The 21553-nt window shown below is 39.9% G+C and carries 18 protein-coding genes and 1 other annotated feature; of the genes, 4 read left to right on the top strand and 14 right to left on the bottom strand.

All coding sequences use genetic code 11. The features are described from left to right. Positions 1-111: 111 nt before the first annotated feature. The 3 genes from sodA to B7697_RS03440 all read right to left on the bottom strand — a co-directional run bounded on the left by sodA (position 112) and on the right by B7697_RS03440 (position 3138). Positions 112-717, bottom strand: a complete 606-nt coding sequence (gene sodA, locus B7697_RS03455) for a superoxide dismutase SodA (RefSeq protein WP_084950373.1) — start codon at positions 715-717, stop codon at positions 112-114. 415 nt (positions 718-1132) lie between these two features. Continuing rightward, positions 1133-2170 (bottom strand): DNA polymerase III subunit delta, encoded by a 1038-nt coding sequence (holA, locus tag B7697_RS03445; protein WP_084950372.1) that lies wholly within the window; start codon positions 2168-2170, stop codon positions 1133-1135. Positions 2171-2202: 32 nt separating this feature from the next. After that, positions 2203-3138 (bottom strand): dihydroorotate oxidase, encoded by a 936-nt coding sequence (locus tag B7697_RS03440; RefSeq protein WP_084950370.1) that lies wholly within the window; start codon positions 3136-3138, stop codon positions 2203-2205. Between the two features lie 227 nt (positions 3139-3365). On the opposite strand from B7697_RS03440, the gene gdhA reads away from it, so the two are divergent. After that, entirely contained in the window at positions 3366-4712 is a 1347-nt protein-coding gene (gene gdhA / locus B7697_RS03435) for an NADP-specific glutamate dehydrogenase (RefSeq protein WP_050108763.1), read from the top strand. Between the two features lie 93 nt (positions 4713-4805). On the opposite strand, the gene B7697_RS03430 is transcribed toward gdhA, so the two are convergent. The 10 genes from B7697_RS03430 to B7697_RS03375 all read right to left on the bottom strand — a co-directional run bounded on the left by B7697_RS03430 (position 4806) and on the right by B7697_RS03375 (position 16207). Further along, positions 4806-5450: a TetR/AcrR family transcriptional regulator gene (locus B7697_RS03430; RefSeq protein WP_020901488.1), complete on the bottom strand. Its 645-nt coding sequence runs from the start codon at positions 5448-5450 to the stop codon at positions 4806-4808. A 16-nt stretch (positions 5451-5466) separates the two neighbouring features. After that, positions 5467-6471 (bottom strand): NADP-dependent oxidoreductase, encoded by a 1005-nt coding sequence (locus B7697_RS03425; protein ID WP_084950368.1) that lies wholly within the window; start codon positions 6469-6471, stop codon positions 5467-5469. Positions 6472-6751: 280 nt separating this feature from the next. Beyond that, the gene (gene rplL / locus B7697_RS03420; RefSeq protein ID WP_001196965.1) at positions 6752-7120 is read right to left on the bottom strand and encodes a 50S ribosomal protein L7/L12; all 369 of its coding nucleotides are present in this window, start codon (positions 7118-7120) and stop codon (positions 6752-6754) included. 72 nt (positions 7121-7192) lie between these two features. Next, the gene (rplJ, locus tag B7697_RS03415) at positions 7193-7693 is read right to left on the bottom strand and encodes a 50S ribosomal protein L10 (RefSeq protein WP_001287277.1); all 501 of its coding nucleotides are present in this window, start codon (positions 7691-7693) and stop codon (positions 7193-7195) included. Positions 7694-7731: 38 nt separating this feature from the next. Continuing rightward, positions 7732-7867 (bottom strand) — a sequence feature (ribosomal protein L10 leader region). A gap of 76 nt (positions 7868-7943) precedes the next feature. Continuing rightward, on the bottom strand, positions 7944-9203 hold the full coding sequence (locus B7697_RS03405; protein WP_084950367.1) for a TRZ/ATZ family protein: 1260 nt from the start codon (positions 9201-9203) through the stop codon (positions 7944-7946). 114 nt (positions 9204-9317) lie between these two features. Further along, positions 9318-11066: an ABC transporter ATP-binding protein gene (locus B7697_RS03400; RefSeq protein ID WP_084950365.1), complete on the bottom strand. Its 1749-nt coding sequence runs from the start codon at positions 11064-11066 to the stop codon at positions 9318-9320. Between the two features lies 1 nt (position 11067). Further along, positions 11068-12792, bottom strand: a complete 1725-nt coding sequence (locus B7697_RS03395; protein WP_084950363.1) for an ABC transporter ATP-binding protein — start codon at positions 12790-12792, stop codon at positions 11068-11070. A gap of 60 nt (positions 12793-12852) precedes the next feature. After that, positions 12853-13791 carry a peptide-methionine (R)-S-oxide reductase MsrB gene (gene msrB, locus B7697_RS03390; RefSeq protein WP_084950362.1) on the bottom strand — a complete coding sequence of 313 codons (939 nt, stop codon included), beginning with the start codon at positions 13789-13791 and terminating at the stop codon, positions 12853-12855. Between the two features lie 258 nt (positions 13792-14049). After that, a complete protein-coding gene (thrB, locus tag B7697_RS03380) occupies positions 14050-14919 on the bottom strand; it encodes a homoserine kinase (RefSeq protein ID WP_084950359.1) in 870 nt (289 codons plus the stop codon). A gap of 1 nt (position 14920) precedes the next feature. Further along, on the bottom strand, positions 14921-16207 hold the full coding sequence (locus B7697_RS03375; protein WP_000216346.1) for a homoserine dehydrogenase: 1287 nt from the start codon (positions 16205-16207) through the stop codon (positions 14921-14923). A 217-nt stretch (positions 16208-16424) separates the two neighbouring features. Here B7697_RS03375 and B7697_RS03370 point away from each other — a divergent pair, with 217 nt between their 5' ends. Then, a complete protein-coding gene (locus tag B7697_RS03370) occupies positions 16425-17681 on the top strand; it encodes an ISL3 family transposase (protein ID WP_084950357.1) in 1257 nt (418 codons plus the stop codon). Positions 17682-17775: 94 nt separating this feature from the next. Here the strand turns inward: B7697_RS03370 and mecA are convergent, their stop codons facing one another. After that, positions 17776-18516, bottom strand: a complete 741-nt coding sequence (gene mecA / locus B7697_RS03365; RefSeq protein WP_084950356.1) for an adaptor protein MecA — start codon at positions 18514-18516, stop codon at positions 17776-17778. 124 nt (positions 18517-18640) lie between these two features. Between mecA and B7697_RS03360 the strand changes: the two genes are divergently transcribed. Both B7697_RS03360 and B7697_RS03355 read left to right on the top strand, forming a co-directional pair. Continuing rightward, entirely contained in the window at positions 18641-20119 is a 1479-nt protein-coding gene (locus B7697_RS03360; protein WP_084950354.1) for an oligosaccharide flippase family protein, read from the top strand. A 158-nt stretch (positions 20120-20277) separates the two neighbouring features. Continuing rightward, positions 20278-21534: an ISL3 family transposase gene (locus B7697_RS03355; protein ID WP_084950352.1), complete on the top strand. Its 1257-nt coding sequence runs from the start codon at positions 20278-20280 to the stop codon at positions 21532-21534. Positions 21535-21553: the final 19 nt, after the last annotated feature.

Genomic DNA, 21553 nt, shown 5'->3' with positions numbered 1-21553 from the left:
TTTCTAGCACTTAGCACGTTTCTCATAAAAATGAAAAAAGTCTGACGATTTTGTCAGACCAAAATAATATAACCTTAAAAAGAGAAGAACAATTCTTCCCTCCAACTATCATTATTTAGCAGCTGCGTACAATTCATTTACTTTATTCCAGTTGATCACTGAGAAGAAAGCTTTGATGTAGTCAGGACGCACGTTGCGGTATTTCACGTAATAAGCATGTTCCCAAACGTCCAAGCCCAAGATTGGTTTTTTACCTTCTGAGATTGGTGTGTCTTGGTTTGCTGTTGAAGTCACTTCAAGCTTCCCTTCTTTGTTGACAACCAACCATGCCCATCCTGAACCAAAACGAGTTGTTGCTGCTGCAGTGAAGGCTGCTTGGAATTCTTCAAATGAACCAAATGTTGCATCGATTGCTGCTGCAAGTTTTGCTGATGGAGCTGTTTTTTCAGGAGTCATCAATTCCCAGAAAAGAGCGTGGTTCAAGTGTCCGCCACCGTTGTTGATAAGTGCTTGACGGATATCAGCTGGAATAGATTCTACATCAGCAAGCAAGGCTTCAAGGTCTTCACCGATTTCAGGGTGTTTTTCAAGAGCTGCATTAGCATTGTTGACATAAGTTTGATGGTGTTTGTCATGGTGCAAGTGCATTGTTTCCGCATCGATGTATGGTTCCAAAGCATCATATGCATATGGAAGATCTGGTAAAATAATAGCCATCTGTAATACCTCTTTTTCTTTCTATATGAAAATGATAACGCAAACATTCACTTTTTTCAAGTTTTTTGCTTATAGATAAGGAAATCACTGAAATACTTTCTAATAATACTCTTCGAAAATCTCTTCAAACCGCATCAACGTCGCCTTGCCATAGGTATAGGTAACTGACTTCGTCAGTCTTATCTACAACCTCAAAACAGTGTTTTGAGCTGACTTCGTCAGTTCTATCCACAACCTCAAAACAGTGTTTTGAGCTGACTTCGTCAGTCTTATCTACAAGCTCAAAGCAACGCTTTGAGCAACCTGCGTCTAGTTTCCTAGTTTGCTCTTTGATTTTCATTGAGTATAAAACAAGCAAATCAGCAAGAAACCCACGACAAGCTAATCCTGACGCAGGTTGTAGTTTCAAAAAATATCAATTTACCTGACTAGCAATCTGTAGGAGTGCCTTTTCAAAAAGGAAACCTTTTTCATAAAGACCTGTTTTAATCTGATAGTCTGTCTCAATCAAATAGGAAATAGCTTGCTTCAAAAAGCTAAAGGAAAGTCCTATTGAATCTCTCAGCGCAAACTTAATCTGATAGGGATTTGGATTGCGTCCGAGAAAACTTCCTAGACTACTTGCAATCTGAGATTCTGTTTGCCCAGACTCCGCCAAAATTTTCACCTGAGTAAAAGTCCGAAATTGTCCTAGCATGACTGCAATCAGTTTGATTTCATCTTCACCTTGCAAGGTCAAATCTCTAACCAAGTCACGCGCCTGGTCCATCTTTTTAGTCAGAATAAACTGAGTTAAATCAAAAATATTGTCCTGCAAGGTCTTGGGAATAGCATTGACAATATCCTCTTCCTCGATAACAGAGTCTTCCTTATAGGACTGTAAAAAAAGGAGATTTTTCTGGATTTCGCTAAATTGAAAACCCGACTTGATGAGGAGATTTTCAAAAGAATTATTGGCAAACTGCAAACCTTGTTTCTGGCTCCACTTTTGGAAATACTGGCGCAATTCTTGTTCTTTTGCTTCTACTGCATCAAAGACCTTGGCATCACGCTTAAGTAATTTAACCAATCGTCTTTTACTATCCAGTTTTCCTTCTGCATAGATTAACAACTTGGTTGTTGGTGAAGGGTTATCAAGGTATTCCTCAAACGATTTGAGCTCATCATCTATCAAAAAGCGTTTTTTAGCAGTTGTGATATCGACAAAATGATCTAGTATCACGATTTTCTCATCCGCGAAGAAAGGAAGGCTGACCAACTCCAGTTCCACATCCTTGTAAGCTACTTCTTTCATATCAAAGTAGGCAAAGTTAAGGTCAGCAGAATCATAACCAATCTGTTTCAATACTTGACTCTTCATAACTTCAAACTGTCCCTGATCTGTCCCTGTAAAAAGGCTCAGGCTCGGTAAATTTGATAAAGTCAACTTCTGACTTTCTTCAATGGCTAACATCTTCTCTCCTTTCTTCTAACTTTTTAGTTCATTTAATCAATATAGCACAATTTCCCACGGAAATCTTCTAGGCTTTCGTACCCTTTTTCCTCCATAATTGCTTTCAGTTCATTGGTAATGCGTTCAAAAGCTCCAACACCTTCTTTATGAAGGGTTGTTCCTACCTGCACCATACTTGCTCCACAGAGGATATGTTCAAAGGCATCACGACCAGTCAACACGCCACCAGTTCCGATGATTTGGATTTGAGGGTTTAAGCGTTGATAAAAGGCATGAACATTGGCTAGAGCTGTTGGTTTGATATACTCCCCACCAATGCCACCGAAACCATTTTTAGGACGGATAACGACGGACTCATCTTCTATATAAAGGCCGTTTCCGATAGAGTTGACACAGTTGACAAACTTGAGCGGATATTTGTTGAAAATAGCCGCCACTTGGTCAAAGTGAACAATATCAAAATAAGGTGGGAGCTTAATTCCAAGAGGTTTTGTAAAGTAGGCAAATACTTCTGACAAAATCCGGTCAGTTGTCTCAAAATCATAGGCAATCTGTGGTTTACCAGGAACATTTGGACAAGAAAGGTTTAGCTCAGTCAGACCACAAAATTCACTCTCTTGGACTTTTTTCAAGATAGTATGGGTTTCCTCTGGAGACATGCCGACCAAAGATAAGAAGAAAGTTCGGTTTGGCTCTTTTTCCTGCAAATCCAAAAGGTAGTCCAGATAATAGTCTAAGCCATTATTTGGTAATCCCATGGAGTTGATAGAACCAAGTGGAACATCTTGGTAACGTGGCTCAGGATTTCCCTGACGAAAGTCCAAGGTCGCTGTCTTAGTGATAAAGGTTCCTGCCACTGAGTTTTTAACTCCTTCCAGCTCCTCTATCGTCATGCAAGCCACACCTGCTGCATTCATCAAGCAATTGTCAAACTCAAAACCAGCAATTTGTGTTTTCGTTGATACCATGATTCTAATCCTCCGGATTCCTTTTATTGCTAATATTATACCATACTTTCAGATTTTCTCTTTTAGAAAGATATTTCCAAGAAAACGTTCGTATTTTTATCTATTCTAAAAAAGCCTCAAAACTAAATTGATAGAATTTTTAGAAAATTTTTGTTTTTCTCTTTACAGTTAAAAAAAATTCTGCTATAATGACACACATAATTAAATTAGAATTTAAGGAGAACGATATGACATCTGCTAAAGAATATATCCAAAGCGTGTTTGAAACTGTAAAAGCTCGTAACGGGCACGAGGCTGAATTCCTACAAGCTGTTGAAGAATTTTTCAATACTTTGGAACCTGTATTTGAAAAACACCCTGAGTATATCGAAGAAAATATCTTGGCACGTATTACCGAGCCAGAGCGCGTGATTTCTTTCCGTGTTCCTTGGGTTGACCGTGATGGAAAAATTCAAGTAAACCGTGGTTACCGTGTTCAATTCAACTCAGCTGTTGGACCATACAAAGGCGGACTTCGTTTCCACCCAACTGTAAACCAAGGGATTTTGAAATTCCTCGGATTTGAACAAATCTTTAAAAATGTCTTGACTGGACTTCCTATCGGTGGAGGTAAAGGTGGATCAGACTTCGATCCTAAAGGTAAAACAGATGCTGAAGTGATGCGCTTCTGTCAAAGCTTCATGACTGAATTGCAAAAACACATCGGACCATCACTTGACGTACCTGCTGGTGATATCGGTGTTGGTGGACGTGAAATTGGTTATCTTTACGGTCAATACAAACGTCTTAACCAATTTGATGCTGGTGTCTTGACTGGTAAACCTCTTGGATTTGGTGGTAGCTTAATTCGTCCAGAAGCAACTGGTTACGGTTTGGTTTACTACACTGAAGAAATGCTTAAAGCTAACGGCAACAGCTTTGCTGGTAAGAAAGTGGTCATTTCAGGTTCTGGTAACGTTGCTCAATACGCTCTTCAAAAAGCGACTGAACTTGGTGCAACTGTTATCTCTGTATCTGACTCAAATGGTTATGTCATCGATGAAAATGGTATCGACTTCGATCTTTTGGTTGACGTTAAAGAAAAACGTCGCGCTCGTTTGACTGAGTATGCAGCTGAGAAAGCAACTGCAACATATCACGAAGGTTCTGTATGGACTTACGCTGGAAACTATGACATTGCTCTTCCATGTGCTACTCAAAACGAAATCAACGGTGAAGCAGCTAAACGTTTGGTTGCTCAAGGCGTTATCTGTGTATCTGAAGGTGCCAACATGCCAAGCGACCTTGATGCCATCAAAGTCTACAAAGAAAATGGTATCTTCTACGGACCTGCCAAAGCTGCCAACGCTGGTGGTGTAGCCGTTTCAGCCCTTGAAATGAGCCAAAACAGTCTTCGCCTCTCATGGACTCGTGAAGAAGTTGATGGACGTCTCAAAGATATCATGACAAATATCTTCAACACAGCTAAAACAACTTCAGAAACATATGGTCTTGATAAAGACTACCTTGCAGGAGCTAACATTGCTGCCTTTGAAAATGTAGCAAATGCTATGATCGCACAAGGTATTGTCTAATATTCATTTGCTTAATCCTCAATCGCTCCGATTGGGGATTTTTAGGTTGAATTCAAAAAACTCACCATTAACAGTGAGTTTTAACATCAAAATTTATTTTACTTTCATTAGGGCAGATGACAAACATTCAACAATCTCATCAACTGCTTCATCTATGTTTATAGTTCCTTCATCATTCAACATCATGGGAATAAGATAAGAAAAACTCAATGCTAAAATGTATCGAACAATTCTTTCATTTGACCAATTTAGAATAAGTCCTTTTTCTTTAAATTGATTTAAAACCGGGCTAATTGGTTCTATTATAGATTGAACAATAATATTTCCTAACTGGATAGAAAGATTTTTATCAATAAAAGAACGCCCCAAGAGAATTTTAACATGCATTTGATTCTCCTGAATGAAAAAGAGCCTATCTCGAACAATACTTTTTAAAAAGAAGGGAAAAGTTTCTTGATCTACTGTGAATTTTTTTTCTGAGAAATCCGCAATTACTTCTGGAATAACCTGTTCTAGAAAAGTAGATAAAATGGCTTCTAAAATACCTTCCTTTGTTTTAAAGTAACTAAAAACAGTTCCTTCTGACACTCCAGCGCGTTCGGCAATAAGGCTGGACGTTGTATTCTCAAATCCAATTTCTGAGAATAATTTTAAGCTTGATAATAACACTCGACGTTGTTTCAAGCTCAAGTTGCTAACTTCTAACGTCTGAGCATACTTTTGTTCTAAACTTTCCATCGCTAGCACCTCTCTTCTACTCTCTTACTTTTACGACTTTTTTGCCTCGACTGTGTCCCATTTTCAGACTACGATAGGCTTCTCTAACCGACTTTAGAGAAAAGTCATACACTTGATCAATTTTCAGCTGAACCTTCCCGTCTGAGACCATTTCAGCTAAAGTGCTAAAATCATCATATGTGGAATGTCTCGGACCCGTGAACTGAGCTCCTCTTATTATAACATATGGAGAAGGTACCAGAGTTCCGATCTGACTCCCCTTCAAACCTAGATTAAAAGCTAATTTAACGTAATCACTTCCATAACAATCTAAGAATTTTGTAATCGGCTTTGGAGTTGCTGATAGAAGAGCATTTGAGATGTTCTCTTCGTAAGCTACTGGTATGGCACCTAAAGACTTCAAATATTCTGAATTCTTCTTACTTGCAATTCCGATAACCGTTGCACCCTTAGCAACTGCATACTGTACTGCAATACTTCCAATACCTCCTGCTGCAGCTGAAATAACAACAGTATCTCTTGAATTTAAACCGATTCTTCTAAAAGCCCCACCCACAGTTAGAGCAGCTACTCCCATAGTAGCTGCGTGAGTCATGTCGATCATCTCTGGTTTGAATACAATTTCCGATTCATTGACACAAATTTCTGTTGCTAAAGCTCCCCTCTTAGTTCCCAAACCAGGATCGCTAATCATTGTTCCAAACACCTTATCTCCTACTGAAAACCTAGTTACTTCATTTCCAACTTCTGTAATAACTCCAGAAAAATCTCTCCCCACACCTCTTGGAAATAGAGATGATTTGGATTCAAACCAACGACTTGGTTTCCTTAATTTCGTTATAAAAGATAGAAATCGAAGGGGTTTCGCTCCCTCAAAAGTTTTATAATCAATAGGATTTAAACCAACAGCATGAACTTCTACTCTCACTTGATTTACATCCAAGGCTGTAGAGTCTATCTGCAGCAAATCCAAGTCCTCTTCGTTACCGAAACGACTGTACTCTATTGCTTCAACAACCATTTTCTTTACTCCTTAATTTCACAAAAATTGAGTGAGCACTCATTTTTATAAATTATACTCTTAATTTGTAAGAAAATCAATATTATCGTTTGATAACGATTTATGACATGATACAAATATCCATCATTTCGATTTACCAATATGATTCTTTCAATCTAACTCTCCTCACTTTTAAAGATTCCTTTCCCCTTTTTTGCCCCCTGGCACATAAAAATAAAAACCGCTACTCCTAAGAATAGCGGTTTAATCATGTTTTTAAGCTACTAATGTAGTCGCTCTATTATTTAAGAGTAACTGAAGCTCCAGCTTCTTCCAATTTAGCTTTGATTTCTTCAGCTTCTGCAGTTGCAACGCCTTCTTTAACAAGTGCTGGTGCACCGTCAACAAGTTCTTTAGCTTCTTTAAGTCCAAGACCTGTGATTTCACGTACAACTTTGATAACGCCAACTTTTTTGTCGCCTGCAGATGTCAATTCAACATCGAATGAATCTTTAGCAGCACCAGCGTCAGCAGCACCAGCTGCAGCAACAGCTACAGGAGCAGCTGCAGTTACACCAAATTCTTCTTCGATAGCTTTTACAAGGTCGTTCAATTCAAGGATTGAAGCTTCTTTAATTTCAGCAATAATGTTTTCAATGTTCAATGCCATTGTTATTTCCTCCAAATATGTTTTTAAATTTATAATATTTTTTGTAGCTAGGCTACGCTGCGTAGCTTAAGATTAAGCTGCGTCTTCTTTGTTGTCTGCAACCGCTTTGACTGCAAGAGCAACGTTGCGCACTGGCGCTTGAAGTACAGAAAGGAGCATAGAAAGAAGTCCTTCGCGGTTTGGAAGAGTTGCAAGAGCAAGAATCTCTTCTTTAGATGCGACAGCGCCTTCGATTGCACCACCTTTGATTTCAAGTGCTTCAGCGTTTTTAGAAAAGTCGTTCAAGATTTTCGCTGGTGCGATAACATCTTCGTTAGAAAATGCTACTGCAGATGGTCCAACAAATACAGATGCAAGATCTTCAAGACCAGCTTTTTCAGCTGCACGACGCAAGATTGAGTTTTTAATGACTTTGTACTCAACTTCGCTTCCACGAAGCTCACGACGAAGAACTGTATCTTGCTCAACTGTCAAACCACGAGCGTCTACAACGACGATAGATGCAGCAGCTTTCATTTTTTCAGCTACTACGTCAACTAGTTCCGCTTTTTTAGCAATAATTGCTTCACTCATTAGTGTGTTCACCTCCGTTATTATTTTGCTTGGGGAATTTTTCCAAAAGAAAAACGCGCCCAAACCTAGACACGAAAGTACAATACGCTTCTTTTTACATGATACGTTTTGTCCTCGGTAGGATACTTATGAGTCGAGCTCCCCTACTGTCTTAGGCAGTTTTTTCAAACCGTATATAAGTATAGCATAGTTAAAAAAAGAATGCAAGATTTTTGCAAACTTTTTTTAAAATTTTTTCGTGATTTTTCTTTTAAAGTTCTACTGTTAGGACTTGGCCTTGCTTAACAACCTGTTCTCCAGCGATATAAACATCATCAACGTCACTGGATTTGACTGCATAAATGAGGTGGGACAGCATATTTTCCTGAGGTTGGAGATGAATTTTGCCTTGTGGTTGAATAACGAGAAAATCTGCTTGCTTGCCGACTTCTAGACTTCCTATCTGATTTTCCATTCCTAGGACCTTAGCCCCTTCGATTGTCAGAGCCTTGAGGGCTGTTTCGATTGGGAATTGGCTGGCATCCCCACTTTTCATCTTCTGAAGAAGGGCTGCAGTCCGTCCTTCCTCAAACATATCTAGATTGTTATTGGAGGCAACCGAATCCGTCGCAATTCCGACTGCTACTCCTGCTTTTTGCAGTTGAATGATAGGAGCAATCCCTGATGCCAGTTTGAGGTTACTAATAGGATTGTGAGCGATAGCCACTTGAGAAGTTGCCAAACGTTCAATTTCTCTCTCGTTTAATTCGACCCCGTGAGCAAAGACGGACAGATGATCTAAGTAACCCAGTTCTTCTAGAAAAGCGAGGGGGCGTTTGCCGTATCGTTTCAGGATAATTCCTGACTCCTCCTTGGTCTCCGCCACATGGATATGGAGAGGAATATTTAGCTCTTTTGCCATGTCTAAACTCGCTTGTAGCAAGTCTTGATTACAGCTGTAAGGAGAATGAGGGGCTACCATCACCTTGAAATTTGGATTTTTATATCCAATAATTTCCTCAATGATTGCTCGAGTTTTACTTATCGTCTCAGCAGTTGTTTCTGCCTTTGAAGAAAAGAGGGTCGGTGAAAAATAACAACGCATCTTGGAATCTTTCACTTCCTGATAAATACGTTCAATATCCACACCATTGGGATTATACATATCGTTAAAGGTTGTTGTACCTGACTGGAGCATCTCTGTCAGAGCTTCTTTAACTGCCTTGGTAGTCATGTCGGGTGTAAACTCAGCTTCTGCTGGCCAGATATAGTCATTGAGCCATTCATGGAGATTGCTATCATCTCGAATCCCTCTCAAGCCTGTCATAGCAGAATGGGTGTGGCAATTGACCAATCCAGGCATAATCCAGGCTCCCTGATAGTCTATAATCTGCTCAGCTTGCTCTAAAATCTCTGACTTCTCTTGACCAACATAGACGATTTGAGAATCCTTAACTGCTAAGATTCCATCTAGATAAACATGGAAATCTTTGTCACAAGTCACGATATTTACATGCTGAAAGACTTTCATTCTAGGCTCCTTTTCTATAAGACAATTTACAGTGAATAATTTTTCTAGATATTGTAACAAAAAAGTCACCCGAAGGCAACTTTTTTCGTTCATAAGATTTTAAAATAGGAAGGCTTATTCTGAGCTAAAAGCTGCAGCTTGCTGCATTTGGTAATACTTGCCCTTTCTAGTCATGAGATCCTGATGATTGCCATGCTCCACAATATCGCCATCCACCAAGACAAGAATCAAATCTGCATCCTGAATAGTTGACAAACGGTGAGCAATGATAAAGCTTGTACGCCCCTTCATGAGTTTGGCAAAGGCATCCTGTACCAGCACTTCTGTCCGCGTATCAATGGAGGACGTCGCCTCGTCTAAGATAAGAATCTTGGGAATAGCTAGAAAAACTCGGGCTATGGTCAAGAGCTGAGCCTGACCGACAGAGAGAGATTCTCCAGCATTTTCCAACTTGGTATCGTAACCCTGCGGCAACTGTTGGATGAAAAAGTCTGCATTGGCTGCTTTGGCAGCAGCAATCACTTGCTCCCGACTGGCATCAGGATTTCCAAAGGCAATATTGTCATGAATGGTCCCTTGCTTGAGCCAGGTTTCTTGGAGCACCATGCCAAACTGCTGACGTAAAGAGGCACGACTATAGTCATAAATGGATTTCCCATCCAGCAAGATATCTCCCGAGTTAATGGGATAAAAACGCATGAGGAGATTGATAAGGGTTGATTTTCCAGCACCTGTCGGACCAACAATAGCCACCTTGCTACCAGCTGGAATATCAATAGATAAATCCTTAATCAAAATCTTTTCAGGATGGTAACCAAAAGAGACATGTTTAAAGGAAATAGCTCCTTTAACTTGGTCACTGGTCAAGACTTCCTTACCAGTTTCAGCCAGCTCAGTGCTATCTAAGACAGCATAGACACGCTCTGCGCAAGCAAGAGCACTTTGCAATTCGGCTAGAACTGAGGAAATATCGTTAAAGGGCTTAGTGTACTGTTGGACATAATTCAAAAAAGTCACTAAACGCCCGATAGTCAAGGTAGAGCCTATCATTATACGATAAGCTCCCACTCCAGCTAGAAGCGCATAAATGAGCGCATTTACAAAGCGAGTCGAAGGATTGACCGTTGAAGAATAAAAGATAGCTGACTGCGAATAACCTGCATAGTTGTCATTAGCCTCACGCAGTCTTTGGATAAATTCTGCCTGAGCATTAAGGGACTGGATAATGGTCTGCTGGCTCAACGATTCTTCAATTAATTGTGTCTGAATCCCCCTCGTCTCTGTTTGCTTCTGGAAGAGATGATAGGATCTCTTGGCAATAAAGCGTGAAATTACCATAGACAGTGGCGTCAACAGCAAGACCAAAAGAGTCATGAGGAGATGAATTTGAATCATGGCTAGAATGCTGACTAAAATCATCAAGACACCAATAAAAAATTGGTTAAATATCATGGTCAAACCAGCTGCTAACTGCTCGATGTCTGTGGTCACACGACTGACCATCTCTCCACTTCCTTGACGATCCACAAAAGCAATCGGTAACCGATGAAGCTTATGTATGATTCGCTCTCGCAAGTCTCTGGTATAAGAGAAGATTAGGCGATTATAGAGAAGAGGATTGACCCACTGTACAAGGGTATTTCCTATGACCACCAAGATCATTTGGAGAAAAATCTGCCAAAAAACTGGTGAAGAGCCCGTCACTAGGACTTGGTCGATGACCTGTCCGATTAAGATTGGTAGGTAAATCGATAAACCAACCTGGGCAATAGTTCCTAGAAAGGCTAGAAAAAGAAGGAAGGGATGACTTGCTAAATCTTTAGCCAAACGTTTGAGCGTCTGGTTTGCAGTTTGTCGTCTCATACTAGTCCTCCTTACCATGTTGGGATGCATTGATTTCACGATAGACTTGACTGGTCTTCATCAAGTCATCGTGCTTGCCGATAGCTAGGAGCTCACCTTTTTCCAAGAGGAGAATCTGGTCAGCCATCTGTAAAGTCGATGTTCTTTGAGAAATCAAAATTAAGCTTGTATTTGGCAAATTTTCTCGAATAGCTTTCAAGAGATTGAACTCAGTAATGGTGTCCAGGGCAGAGGTCGCATCATCTAGGATGAGAAATGGAGCTTGGCGCAAGACTGCTCGTGCGATAGACAGCCTTTGTTTTTGACCGCCTGAGAAATTTCGCCCTCCTGCCTCAACTAGAGCATCCAAGAGTCCTTCCTTATCACTGACAAAATCCTTGGCTTGCGCAATTTCCAAGGATTGCCAGAGTTCTTGATCAGTCACTTCTTGATTTAAACCCAAAGTTAAGTTGGAACGAATAGTTCCTTTAAAGAGTTCGACTTTTTGGGGCACATAGGCAATCCAAGACCGCCACTGCTCCAAATTAAGAGGACTAGATCCATCTCGATAAAGGTCAATGCTCCCCTTGTCTGCTGGATAAAGTCCAAGGATGAGTTGCACCAAACTTGATTTACCAGAACCTGTTCCCCCAATGATACCAAGGATTTGCCTTTGCTGCATATCAAAGGAAATGTCTCTCAAAGAAGGCTGGGCCGCATCAGGATAGGTAAAGGTCAATTCTTGGACTTGTAAAACCTGATTACTGGTAGCTTGCTTTTGTTCTAATTCTGAATGGATATCTTCTGGAGCCTCAGCAAAGACTTCCTCGATTCGCTTGGCTGAGATGTAGGACTGGTTGAGAGAATTTATCAGCATGGCGAGCTTGACCAATTCCACCAAAATCTGTAGGAGATAGTTGATAAGTGCAATGAGAGCACCTTGACTTAGCAATCCTCCTTGAATAGAAATATAGCCTTGCCAGATAATGACTAGGAGAGTTCCATTTACAATCAGATAGGTCAGGGGTGTTAATAAACTGGACCAGAAACCCGTCTTTTCTTGTAAACTTGCATAGACTTTGTTAAGGGTTTGAAAAATCTGTAACTCTCGTTTTTCTTGTCCAAAAGCACGAATAACCCGCATACCTTGTAATTGCTGGCGCGTTTCTTGAACCAGTTGGTCCGTTTTCTTTCTGAGAACACTGTAGAGAGGATTAATCAGTCTAGAGAGCCCTACAATAACAATGGTCAAAATGACAACCATGACCAAGAACCAGAAAGTCAGCTCAGCTGAGATGCGATAAGCCATAAAAATGGCACCAAAAACGATAATAGGCGCTCGCAAAAAGAGACGCAGGAATTGATTGATACCAGTCTGAATCTGGTAAGTGTCCGAAGTCAAGCGAGTGACCAAGCTAGAAGTTGTCAAACGGTCTCTGCTGTCCTTAGGCAAGGAAAGAATATGACGATAGAAATCATCTGTCAGTCCTTTGGCAAATCCAACCGCGGCCTTAGCTGAGTAGAACTGGGCTATTAAGGCCACTAAAACGCCAATCACTGCAAAGATAAGGAGCAGGCCAATCTGCATCCAGAGATGACCTTGATTTCTCTGAGGCAAGGATTGGTCAACAATCCCAGCAATCACCATGGGAACCAAGAGTTCAAAAACAGCTTCTAACAGCTTGAACAAGGGGGCTAAAATCGATTCCTTGATATAGGGTTTGAAGTAAGATAATAGGTGTTTCATAAATCCCTTCTATTCGTATTCTAGAAATAAAGAAAGTGGGAAGCGCCCACCATCTCTGTTTTATTTGTTTAAGTAAGGCAATAAATAGCCATATCCTGCCTCTTCCATCTCATCCTTGGCCACAAAGCGTAAAGATGCAGAATTGATACAGTAACGGAGACCACCTAACTCCCGAGGCCCATCTGTGAAAACATGCCCCAAGTGAGCATTACCTGACCGAGAACGAACCTCGATACGTTCCATTCCATGGCTCATGTCCTTGTAATAATGAATCAATTCCTTGGAAATCGGACGGCTAAAACTTGGCCAACCACATCCTGAAGCAAACTTATCCTTGGCAAAAAAGAGTGGCTCACCCGTCGTGATGTCTACATAAATCCCTTCTTCAAAGGTTTGGTCATAGGCATTGGTAAATGGAGCCTCTGTAGCAGCCTCTTGGGTGACACGATAGGACTCTTCTGATAAACTGTCCTTCAACATTTCTTGACTAGGTTTTTCATAGTTTGCTGCATCAATCAATGGCTTCTCAGCATCTGTCACATCAATATGACAGTAACCTGAAGGATTCTTCTTAAGATAGTCTTGGTGGTAATCTTCAGCCAGAATGTAGTGGCGAAGTTTCTCCACCTCTACTGCAATCTTTCGACCCAGCATGCGTTCCTGCTCCTGCACCACAGTGTAGATAGCTGGCAAATCTGCTTCATCTTGGTAATAAATCCCAGTTCGATATTGGCGACCACGGTCATTCCCTTGTTGATTTATGGATAAGGGATCGATGACTCGGAAATAATAGAGTAAAATCTCTCTGAGTGACACTGCCTTCTCATCGTAAATCACTTGGACCGTTTCTGCATGATCTGTTTCCTTGAGTAGCTGGTAATTAGTCGTTTCGACTTGACCATTAGCGTAGCCAACACTGGTTGCTAGCACTCCAGAAATTCGGGAAAAATACTCCTCTAGGCCCCAAAAACAACCACCTGCTAGATAAATTTCTGCCATCTTTGTTTCTCCTTTATCAAGTTTTTAACTAATACTCTTCGAAAATCTCTTCAAACCACGTTAGCTTACATCTGCAACCTCAAAATAGTATTTTGAGCTAACTTCGTCAGTTCTATCTGCAACCTCAAAGCAGTGCTTTGAGCAACCTGCGGCCAGCTTCCTTGTTTGCTCTTTAATTTTCATTGAGTATAAACTTATTTTCAAAAAAAGGATAGGAAGCCCTCTGGTCGAGAGTTTCCCCATCCTATCTTCTATTCTTTATTTTGCTTCGACACGGACACCTTGGGTATCAACTTTCAAGTCATGAAGTTTTCCTTTGAAAGGTTGCTTTTCCAATTCTGCCTTAATCGTTGGCATCGTGTCATGAGAAGCCAAAACCATAACTGTCGGCCCAGCACCAGAGAGGTAGGTTGCATAGGCACCATTTTCTTTGGCTACTTGCTTAATCGTTGCAAATTCTCTCACCAAGTCCTGACGATAGCGCTCGTGGAAGAGGTCTCCCTCGATTGCTTGCCCAGCGGTCACCATGTCTCCTGCCAACAAGGCTGCAACCGCCACATTGGCGATAGAACTAGCTGCAACAGCTTCCTTGTAAGACAATTTCTTAGGTAAGACGCCACGGCTGTCTCGAGTACGCAATTCATAGTTCGGAATGTAGGCCAGGAAATCACACTCTGGGAAGTCTGCTACAATAGCAGAAACTTGTCCATCAACAGAGCTTGCAATAACGAGATTACCATAAATAGCTGGAGCAACATTATCAGGATGTCCTTCGATCTTGGTCGCTAACTGCAATTTTTCATGGTCTGACAAGTTGAGCTGACCCAGTTGGTTAGCTAGTTCAATCCCAGCAACAATGACAGAGCTAGAAGAACCCAAGCCACGCGCCAAGGGAACATCACTGGTCATTTTCAAACGTCTTGATTGCAAGTCTGGTACAATTTGCAAAGCGATTTTGAGCAAGAGATTGCGCTCGTCATGTGGAATCCATTTGCCAATCTGGTGTTCAATCAACCACTCATCCCGTTCTTCACAGACCTCAATTTGAAGATACTTGGTTACAGCTACACCGACCGAGTCAAATCCTGGCCCGATATTGGCACTGGTTGCAGGTACAATAATCTTCATCTTATTCTCCTAGCACCTTGAAGGTATTCAAGAGGTCGAATTCTGAAACCTTCTTCAATTCAGCTGAAACATTTTCAAGTTGGGCTTTATTGATCTTATGTGTAATGATGACTACACGCGCCTTGTCCCCCTCTTTGCCATCTTGGAGAATTTGCTTGAAGGAAATATCTTGAGCATTGAAGATTTCAGCCAATTTTAAGACCTGACCTTTTGAGTCTGGAGCCAAGATTGAGAAGTAGTAGTTTGCTTTAACATCCTCAGGATTTGCCAAGACCAAGTCACGGCTATATTCGTTGAAGTCTTTGCCAATGGTACCATCATTCAAGCGACGAACGATACGGACAATATCTGCTACAACACTTGTTGCAGTTGGTTTTTGACCAGCACCTGGTCCGTAGTACATAGACTCACCAATACCGATAGATTCTACAAAGACAGCATTCATTACCCCATTCACACTGGCAAGTGGATGCGCTTTAGGAAGGAAGGTTGGAGTCACTTCTGCAGCAATTCCTGAAGGAGTTTCCTCGATAGAGCCAACCAATTTCACTACATAGCCAAGTTCTTGGGCTACAGCTACGTCTTCTGGTGTGATGTTGCGGATTCCTTTGTGAGCTACATCGTCAAAGGCAACCTTCATACCAAAGGCAAATTGGCTCAAAATGACCATCTTGTAGGCTGCATCAATCCCATCAACGTCATTTGTCGGGTCGCTTTCTGCAAATCCAAGTCTTTGTGCTTCAGCAAGAGCATCATCATAAGACCAGCCTTCTTCCACCATCTTGGTCATCATGAAGTTGGAAGTTCCGTTGACCACGCCAAGGACACGAGTGATTTTGTCAGAAGCCAAGGAATTTGCTAAAGTGCGAAGAATTGGAATCCCACCAGCTACTGCTGCTTCGTAGTAAAGTGCTACCTTGTTAGCTTTAGCGATTTCTAACAATTCTGCACCATGGACAGCCAAAAGGTCCTTGTTAGCAGTAACAACATGTTTTCCAGCTTCCAAGGCACGAGTGATAAAGGTCTTAGCAGGTTCGATACGACCCATCAATTCCACTACGATAGTAATATCTTGGTCTGATAAAATGTCATCCACATTGGTTACAAAGTTAAAGTCATTCCCAGCAGCAAGCAAGCGATTCTTTTCATCTTCATCCTTGACCAACACCTTAGCGACTTCAATCTCTGAATGTGCTGATTGATTGATTTTTTCTCCATTTTCCTTTAGGAGGAAAGGCACACCACTTGCAACGGTACCAAATCCTAGTAAAGCAATTTTAACTGTCATGTTTGTCTCCTCGAAATTTTCTAATATAGCCATTATAACAGAATTTTGTGAAAATTCCTATTATAGTAAATCACTATTTCAGTATAAAAAGAAAGGCTCTATAATATTTGTAGTGGGTAACCCCCTATGGATATTATGGAGCCTATTTTTGTGTAGAAAAAAAGTCCCATATGACCTATAATGAAAAGCGACGAAACAACTCATTAGAAAGAATCATATGGAACAATTACATTTTATCACAAAACTACTCGATATCAAAGACCCTAATATCCAATTTATGGATATCATCAATAGGGATACTCACAAAGAAATCATCTCTAAACTAGATTATGAGGCACCATCTTGCCCTGATTGCGGAAGTCAAATGAAGAAATATGACTTTCAAAAACCGTCGAAAATTCCTTACCTTGAAACAACTGGTATGCCTACTAGAATCCTCCTTAAAAAGCGTCGATTCAAGTGCTATCATTGCTCGAAAATGATGGTTTCTGAGACTTCTATCGCCAAGAAGAATCATCAAATTCCCCGTATTATCAACCAAAAAATTGCGCAAAAATTGATTGAAAAAACTTCTATGACCGATATTGCCCATCAGCTTTCCATTTCAACTTCAACTGTCATTCGAAAGATCAATGATTTCAACTTTAAGCATGATTTTTCTCGTCTTCCAAAGATTATGTCCTGGGACGAGTATGCCTTCACTAAAGGAAAGATGAGTTTCATTGCACAAGACTTTGATAATCTCAACATTATCACCGTTCTTGAAGGAAGAACACAGGCTATCATCCGAAATCATTTTCTTCGATACGATAGAGCTGTCCGTTGTCAGGTGAAAATCATTACGATGGATATGTTTAGTCCTTATTATGACTTGGCTAAACAGCTTTTTCCATGTGCTAAAATTGTTCTAGATCGTTTTCATATTGTGCAACACTTAAGCCGTGCTATAAGTCGTGTCCGTGTTCAAATCATGAATCAATTTGAGCGAAAATCCCATGAATATAAGGCTATTAAACGCTACTGGAAACTCATTCAACAAGATAGTCGTAAACTGAGTGATAAACGATTTTATCGCCCTACTTTTCGTATGCACTTAACGAATAAAGAGATTCTAGACAAGCTTTTGAGCTATTCAGATGAGTTGAAACACCACTACAATCTCTATCAACTCTTGCTTTTTCACTTTCAGAACAAGAAACCTGAAAAATTCTTCGGACTCATTGAGGACAATCTTAAGCAGGTTAATCCTCTTTTTCAGACCGTCTTTAAAACTTTTCTCAAGGATAATGAGAAAATAGTCAACGCTCTTCAATTACCCTATTCTAACGCCAAATTGGAGGCGACTAATAATCTCATTAAACTTATCAAGCGAAATGCCTTTGGTTTTCGTAACTTTGAAAACTTCAAAAAAAGGATTTTTATCGCTCTGAATATCAAAAAAGAAAGGACGAATTTCGTCCTTTCTCGATCTTAGCTTTTCTTCAACCCACTACAGTTGACAAAGAGCCAAAAGAAAAAACGAATCCCATGATTCGTCTTTCTTGATAGATGAAAATTGATTTTAAAAATTATGAACCAATCTTTTGCAAATTAAGCACTGCATCATGATTCATCAAGACTTGACCATACTCTTGCAAGACTGAACGACTGATGTCACTATCATCTGCAAACTCGCGCATACGGGCCAACAGCCAAGCTGGATATGGACTTGGATGATTTTCAATATCCACTAAAATAGTCAAATAATAGCGCTCATTCATCTTATAGAGTTCAGAAGTTTCCATGTCAAAAGTCACTGTCTGGGCAAAAGCTACCAAGTCAGCCAACTTAGCAAAAGAAAGGATATAGTAGATATAAGGCTCTTTCTTGTTCTCAACTTCTTGTTGATCCTGCTCCTGCTCTTCTTCCTTGGCTTCGACTTGCTCAAGAGATTGAATCGCTTCGATATCATCCTTGGTTTTATCTGCGATGCTTTTTTCCAAGGTTTTGATAAATTCATCTGGCGACATTTGAGCCAATTCTTCCATATCTGGCAAATCCGATAAGTCTTCAAAATCTAGATTTTGATCAATCTTTGATTTGGTTACAAAGACATCGACCTTATCCGGTTTTGGAGTCACACGGAAGCTCAACATACCTGTATCCAAAAAGCTCTCAGGCATCTCTAACTCATCTAAGATAGCGTAAAAGAATTCTTCTGTTTTTTCTTGAGGAACGAGAAAGTCAGCAATCTCCATGCCTCGATCCATCAAATCCTCTAAAGACATCGTGATTTTTAAAGTTGTATCACTAATTTGTTTCATTTTCATTGCTAGTAACCTCATACTTTCAGTTCTATCTATTATACTAGATTTTTACGATTTTATCAAAAGAATGAAGCAAGAATGTGATATAATACTAGAGACCATTTTACAATACAAGAAAGAAAGTACAATGAAAAATATAAAAGTTAATGCACTGGCTAGCTTGCTAGTCAATGTTCTCAATATCGTTTTTCCGCTGATAACCAATCCTTATCTGACGCGGATTCTCAGCAAATCCAACTACGGTTATTTCAATACCGCCAATACCTGGGCTAGCTTTGTCATTCCTTTAGCCGCCTTCGGAATCTACAACTACGGAATTCGAGCTATCAGTAAGGTCAAGGATGATAAAGATAAGATTAATTATGTCTTCTCCAAGTTATTCTATATATCTGTAATTACTTCTGTCCTTACAACAAGTATCTACTTTTTGTTTATTTACATGGATAATAGTATTGAAAATTTCAAAGAACTCTACTATATACTTGGTGTCCAGGCTCTCTTCCAATTCTTTTATATCGAATGGATGAACGAAGCTTATGAAAATTATGCATTTATCTTATACAAAACATTGGTTATTCGTATTGCCATGTTGGTCGCTATCTTCACCTTTGTAAAAACTCCAAATGATATCATACCTTATGCAATCATCATGAGTGCAACGACAATTCTCAACTATCTACTTAGTTTTCTTTGGATCAAGAGAGAAGTTTCCTTTGTTAAGATTGGTCTTGTTGAATTAGTCAAAGCATCGAAGCCGCTCTTGACTATGCTTCTCCTAGCAAATGCCAACATGCTCTACACCTTACTTGATAGAATGTTTATCACCAAAGGGCCTGATGAAAACTACATTTCTTATTATACCATTGCTTCTAGCATCGTCATGTTGATTGCCAGTGTCCTGAGTGGAGCTATCAACGTCAGTATTCCACGTCTCGGCTACTATCTCGGTAAGAAAGACTACGAATCTTATAAAAATCTTCTGAACCAAGGAGCCGCCCTCTTTTATTTCCTTATCATTCCAACCAGCATTGGGATTATGGTATTAGGGAACTACGCAGCAGTCATCTACTCTTCTGAAAAATACCTCGAAGCAGGTATTGTGACTAGTGTCTTCGCCTTTCGTACCATCATCTGGGCCATTGAGTTAATCCTTGGTAAACAAATTATCTTCATCAACGACCACGAAAATCGTTTAACAGCCTTTTACTTTATTGGTGGTGGCGCTAATATCCTACTCAACAGTCTCTTGTATTTCAATAATATTTTTGCACCAGAGTACTACATTGCTACTACTATTATTGCAGAAACTGTAGTTGTTCTACTGGAAATTTACTTTATCAAGAAACATCATCTGCTTGACTTAAAAGAAATCTTTACTACTTTAACACGCTATACTATTGTATCCCTTGGATTCATCCCGATCTATTTTGCGTTTAAATTCCTTTTCCAAATCAACTCTTATACAGTCAACCTCAATATGATACTCATGGTACTCTCGACTGTTGCAACCTGTGGAATATACTATCTCTTGACACTATTTCTTACAAAAGATAAAACACTCCACTATGCACTCAATCTTGCTCTTGCTAAGATTAAAAGAAATTAAAAAAATCACCTACCTATCTAAAACAAGGAATATTGGCTCTATAATATTTGTAGTGGGTAAATCCCCTATGGATCTTATGGAGCCTATTTTGTTGTAGAAAAAAAGTCCCATATGACCTATAATGAAAAGCGACTAAACAACTCATTAGAAAGATTCATATGGAACAATTACATTTTATCACAAAACTACTCGATATTAAAGACCCTAATATCCAGATTCTAGACATCATCAATAGGGATACCCACAAAGAAATCATCGCTAAACTGGATTCCAATGCCCCATCTTGTCCTGATTGTGGACATCAAATGAAGAAATATGACTTTCAAAAACCGTCTAAGATCCCTTACCTAGAAACGACTGGTATGGCTACTAGAATTCTACTTAGAAAACGTCGTTTTAAGTGCTATCAGTGTTCAAAAATGATGGTTGCTGAGACTCCTCTAGTAAAGAAAAATCATCAAATTCCTCGTATCATCAACCAAAAAATTGCTCAGAAGCTGATTGAAAAAACTTCTATGACCGATATTGCCCATCAGCTAGCCATCTCAACTTCAACTGTCATTCGCAAGCTCAATGACTTCCGTTTTAAGCATGATTTTTCTCGTCTGCCTGAGATTATGTCTTGGGATGAGTACTCCTTTACAAAGGGAAAAATGAGTTTCATTGCACAAGATTTTGAAAAGCTCAATATCATCACTGTTCTCGAGGGAAGAACACAAGCTATTATTCGAAATTACTTTCTTAAATATGATAGAGTCGTCCGATGTCGAGTGAAAATCATTACTATGGATATGTTTAGCCCTTACTATGACTTGGCTAAACAGCTTTTTCCAAACGCTAAAATCGTGTTGGATCGTTTCCATATTGTCCAACACATGAGCCGTGCTATGAGTCGTATGCGTGTCCAAATCATGAATCAGTTTCATCGAAAATCCCATGAATACAAGGCTATCAAGCGTTACTGGAAACTCATCCAACAAGATAGTCGGAAACTCAGCTATAAACGTTTTTATCGCCCTACTTTTCGCATGCACTTGACGAATAAAGAAATTCTAGACAAGCTTTTGAGCTATTCAGAAGACTTGAAACACCACTACCATCTCTATCAACTCTTGCTTTTTCACTTTCAGAATAAGGAACCGGATAAATTTTTCGGGCTCATTGAGGACAATCTAAAGCAGGTTCATCCTCTTTTTCAGACTGTCTTTAAAACCTTCCTCAAGGATAAAGAGAAAATTGCCAACGCCCTTCAACTACCCTATTCCAACGCCAAACTGGAAGCCACCAATAATCTTATCAAACTTATCAAGCGCAATGCCTTTGGATTTCGGAACTTTGAAAACTTCAAAAAACGGATTTTTATCGCTCTGAATATCAAAAAAGAAAGGACGAAATTTGTCCTTTCTCGAGCTTAGCTTTTCATCAACCCACTAC

Origin of the sequence: Streptococcus mitis (assembly GCF_002096895.1) — a bacterium.
In the GTDB taxonomy this organism is placed as follows: Bacteria; Bacillota; Bacilli; order Lactobacillales; family Streptococcaceae; genus Streptococcus; species Streptococcus mitis_AH.
This window is presented reverse-complemented; position numbering and strand designations above follow the sequence as displayed.

Bases quoted from the DNA above. Each gene is read 5' to 3' on its own strand.
- B7697_RS03405 (WP_084950367.1), bottom strand. From the start codon at position 9,203: ATGAAAGTCTTTCAGCATGTAAATATCGTGACTTGTGACAAAGATTTC.
- B7697_RS03370 (WP_084950357.1), top strand. From the start codon at position 16,425: ATGGAACAATTACATTTTATCACAAAACTACTCGATATCAAAGACCCT.
- B7697_RS03440 (WP_084950370.1), bottom strand. From the start codon at position 3,138: ATGGTATCAACGAAAACACAAATTGCTGGTTTTGAGTTTGACAATTGC.
- mecA (WP_084950356.1), bottom strand. From the start codon at position 18,516: ATGAAAATGAAACAAATTAGTGATACAACTTTAAAAATCACGATGTCT.
- B7697_RS03395 (WP_084950363.1), bottom strand. From the start codon at position 12,792: ATGAAACACCTATTATCTTACTTCAAACCCTATATCAAGGAATCGATT.
- B7697_RS03360 (WP_084950354.1), top strand. From the start codon at position 18,641: ATGAAAAATATAAAAGTTAATGCACTGGCTAGCTTGCTAGTCAATGTT.
- rplL (WP_001196965.1), bottom strand. From the start codon at position 7,120: ATGGCATTGAACATTGAAAACATTATTGCTGAAATTAAAGAAGCTTCA.
- B7697_RS03375 (WP_000216346.1), bottom strand. From the start codon at position 16,207: ATGACAGTTAAAATTGCTTTACTAGGATTTGGTACCGTTGCAAGTGGT.
- thrB (WP_084950359.1), bottom strand. From the start codon at position 14,919: ATGAAGATTATTGTACCTGCAACCAGTGCCAATATCGGGCCAGGATTT.
- B7697_RS03355 (WP_084950352.1), top strand. From the start codon at position 20,278: ATGGAACAATTACATTTTATCACAAAACTACTCGATATTAAAGACCCT.
- msrB (WP_084950362.1), bottom strand. From the start codon at position 13,791: ATGGCAGAAATTTATCTAGCAGGTGGTTGTTTTTGGGGCCTAGAGGAG.
- gdhA (WP_050108763.1), top strand. From the start codon at position 3,366: ATGACATCTGCTAAAGAATATATCCAAAGCGTGTTTGAAACTGTAAAA.
- rplJ (WP_001287277.1), bottom strand. From the start codon at position 7,693: ATGAGTGAAGCAATTATTGCTAAAAAAGCGGAACTAGTTGACGTAGTA.
- sodA (WP_084950373.1), bottom strand. From the start codon at position 717: ATGGCTATTATTTTACCAGATCTTCCATATGCATATGATGCTTTGGAA.
- B7697_RS03425 (WP_084950368.1), bottom strand. From the start codon at position 6,471: ATGGTTGTTGAAGCAATAGAGTACAGTCGTTTCGGTAACGAAGAGGAC.
- B7697_RS03400 (WP_084950365.1), bottom strand. From the start codon at position 11,066: ATGAGACGACAAACTGCAAACCAGACGCTCAAACGTTTGGCTAAAGAT.
- B7697_RS03430 (WP_020901488.1), bottom strand. From the start codon at position 5,450: ATGGAAAGTTTAGAACAAAAGTATGCTCAGACGTTAGAAGTTAGCAAC.
- holA (WP_084950372.1), bottom strand. From the start codon at position 2,170: ATGTTAGCCATTGAAGAAAGTCAGAAGTTGACTTTATCAAATTTACCG.